The organism is Roseovarius sp., assembly GCF_018066915.1.
In the GTDB taxonomy this organism is placed as follows: domain Bacteria; phylum Pseudomonadota; class Alphaproteobacteria; order Rhodobacterales; family Rhodobacteraceae; genus Roseovarius.
Window position 1 is genome coordinate 1 of record NZ_JAGPVV010000259.1, and the last position, 2,727, is coordinate 2,727.

Below are 2,727 nucleotides of genomic sequence, written 5' to 3' on the forward strand. Positions count from 1 at the left end.
AAGGCTAATCCCTTCATCTATTGCGGCCAACCAAAGTTTGTCGACTGGAAAGGGGAGAAACCGATCGAAGTGACCTGGGACTTACCGGTTCCAGCGCCGCGCGCACTTTGGGCAGAGCTTGGAATTCCAGACAATGATTGATCGCCAGACCTCAGCGTCGCAAGTCGTGGCCGGCACGGCGATCGACCAAAAGCCTTAGGGAAAAGATGGAGCGGCAGGGGCTGATCTCGCGCTTCTTCTCTCGGACCAGCGATGGTGACCGGCAAGAGAACGCGTCAGAGGGCCCATCTCCGGAGAACCACGACGCTTGGGGCGACAACGCGACCCGCCCGGTCCATGCCCTGGTCAAATCCGTGCTACAGGAACCGCGCTGTCTGATTGTTACTGGGTACCAAGATTTCCTGTCTTCCCTGACGATCGTGCTTGATGCGGTTCGAGATCTTGGAGCACGCCCAGAGGGCAGCATCCGCATCGTATTCGGATCGAACACGGACGGCCGCCGACATTTTGGGGGTGGCGGGCGGTCAGTCTCGCAGGAAGCCCGCAAGTATTTTCTCGGTGCTCGGGGCCTGTCAGTTGTCGACTTGGCTGACCTTCGCGCCGTTCTCGCGATGGATGCGATCGAGCGTGGCATCATCCGTTTTCGCGCTTTCGATCCAGCGCTTGCAGAGGCACAGCTGGGTCGCAGACCGCCCATGCTGCATGCAAAGCTGATTATTGGCGAAAGCTCTGCTCTATCGGGCAGTGCGAATTTCTCGATGAACGGTCTGCGCCGCAACCTCGAATTCATGGACGATGCCCACGCCTGGCCGGACGTCGCCAATGCAAGGCGCGCTGCCGCAGAGCAATACTGGGAGATGGGCCGCGACTGGACGGAAACAGCGTTGGAGATCCTGCGCTCGCTCATCCGGCTGGTTACACCCGAGGAGGCGGTCGCGCGGACCGTTAACGAAGCCACCACCTTCACACCTTGGCGCGTGGCTGGAAACACGAGTGCAGGCCGCCCGCCTCAACCATTTCAAGCAGACCTGGTCTATGAGGCCGCGGGAACAGTTTACGAACACGGCTTTGCTTTCGTCGAGGCCCCGACTGGGGCAGGAAAAACGGACATCGGAAAGCACCTGGCAACCGTGCTGCCGGTCAGCCATGCGCAGACCGTCTTTTCATGGGGTGAGCGGGCAGATCAGCAACGCCTCGGTTCGCTCGCCTTGATCCCCGCCAGCGTTCTGAAAAACTGGACGACGAATGCCCCCGCAAATTTCAAGCCAATCAAGCACAGCCACTTGTCCCGCCAGAAAAAAGACGAGGCCGCCGAGTTGGATGAAATCAACCGCGCCGTCCGTTCGTCCGCGTCGATGATTGTGGATGAAAGCCACAGGCTAAGCTCGCGTTATCTTGCGCCTTCTGCGCGCTCGCTGGTGTTCGAAAGAAGCCCGGCCATTTGGACGGCCTGCCTTTCGGCCACGCTGATGGGCAACCAAGGGCTCGATGGTCTGCTGGCTTTCCATGAAAAGCGCGCGTCGATCTATGTGCCGCCGGTGATCACAGATCAGATCAACCAGCATATGGCTAAAGTGCGCGCACGGGGGGAACTTGTTCGGCAACTTGATCAGGTCAATCGTCGCATCGAAGCGCAGGGTGTGCAGGAAGACCTATTCCACAGCGCAGAGAGTCTGAGGGAAGATGTCGCTGGCATTGAACGCCAACTTGAAGCAGACGGCTTGCAAATCAGCGCGTTGCAGGAAGGCCTGGCGGATGCCCTCGCGCCCTATGTGGTGCGCCGACAGCGCGCTTGCATAGGGGAAAGCGCCAACAGAAAAAGCGGTGCATTTGTTTACCCGCTCACCCGCAGCCATCGCGAAGACACGGCGCTCACCGACCAGCAGCGCCAGATCATTGCGCGGATCAAGACCTTGGCCGAATGCATCACGACTGGGATCACCCTTGTCTCCGCAGATCCGCAACGCGCAGGCCAGACAGAGATCAAGTTTCACGATAAGTCACGAATTCACATACGTAATTTCTTAGCACTGCTCCGCGCATCAATCATCTTCGCGCGCGAAGAATGGGCGCGAGAACGCGACAGCGATGCCGACCAACGAGGGCGCGCCTCAATCGGCGAGAACCTACGACGCGCCGAAAGGCAAAACATGCGCCGACTGGCGGTGCCTGAAGGTGTTCTGCCGGAGGAAATGTCGTCCGAGGGCGAAGACTCCCAGACACCGATTTGCGACAGGATCACGCGCCTTTTGAACCATGCGAGCCTCGATAGCATCGACGAGGCACGTGCCGAGGTGATGCGCGGTATTCTGCGCAAGCATGGTCACGCGATCTTCCTCGCCGAACGCGTCGGCGTGCTCGAAGTGTATGCGCGCCTTTTGGCGGGGCAGCGAGGCCGGGGTCCCGAGGTCTTTGTGGTCGCCCCAGGTGCCCGGATCAAACCGGGCAAAAAGATGCATCACATCCGATCCGGGGCCGAAGCGCAGGAATACTTTGGGATCGACGGGAAGCATGTCGATACCATGAAGCCGCGGGCCATGTTCCTGACCTTTCAGATGGCGGAGGGGATCAACCTCCAACTTGCGCCAGCACTTGGGATTATCGGGGTGACGTCAGACGTGAAAAGCCTGATCCAAGGCTTGGGGCGGATCGACAGGATCGACAGCCCGAACTCCCGCATTCACTACCATACCTTCGATCTGCCTGGCCTTGTTCTGTCCTCCGATC

At 59.5% G+C, this 2,727-nt stretch carries 1 protein-coding gene; it reads left to right on the forward strand.

The genetic code is table 11. The features are described from left to right. Positions 1-206 precede the first annotated feature (206 nt). The coding region (locus KBT70_RS14360) for a hypothetical protein (RefSeq protein ID WP_296635068.1) at positions 207-2,727 on the forward strand (2,521 nt) is incomplete at its 3' end.